Genomic DNA, 560 nt, shown 5'->3' with positions numbered 1-560 from the left:
ATGGAAACTTTTTCGTTCAGGCAGTTTAAAACAAAATTTGGTATTGCTGGAGGTGACCTTACAAATATTCTATTCTATTTTGAAAGGCGTATTAAGGAATTTGGAGATAATGACCAGTGGTGTAGTTGGGCGCAATTCACTACCGCAATGAGAACCCTAAAAAAGTATTTTGGCAGTAATCAAATCGACTTTAGAGAACTAACTGTAAATGAACTAGAGAAATATGAACAATGGATGGTGACACAAAATCTTTCAATGTCATCAATCAATACTTATATGGCTTCTACAAGGACAATATTCAAGATTGCTCAACGTGAGGGTGCAATATCAAAGGATTACTACCCTTTTGGTGAAGGTGGTTACAAACTTCCATCAAGTCAAAACGTGAAAAGAGCTTTGAAAATGAATGAAATTGAAAAAATATATAACTACGAATGTAAGGAGTTTTCATATCGTGACGAAGCAAAAGATTTATGGCTGTTTAGTTACCTTTTAAATGGGGCTAATATGAACGATATTATCAGATTAAAGTATAAGAATGTTGATGATGAATTCATAAC

At 33.4% G+C, this 560-nt stretch carries 1 protein-coding gene; it reads left to right on the top strand.

Features of this window, described 5'->3' with window-relative positions:
• The coding region (locus J1N10_RS21025) for a site-specific integrase (protein WP_262328689.1) at positions 1 to 560 on the top strand (560 nt) is incomplete at its 3' end.

The organism is Carboxylicivirga litoralis (genome assembly GCF_025499605.1).
Lineage (GTDB): Bacteria > Bacteroidota > Bacteroidia > Bacteroidales > Marinilabiliaceae > Carboxylicivirga > Carboxylicivirga litoralis.
The sequence above is the reverse complement of the archived record's forward strand: the minus strand, read 5'-3'. Positions and strand labels throughout refer to the sequence as shown.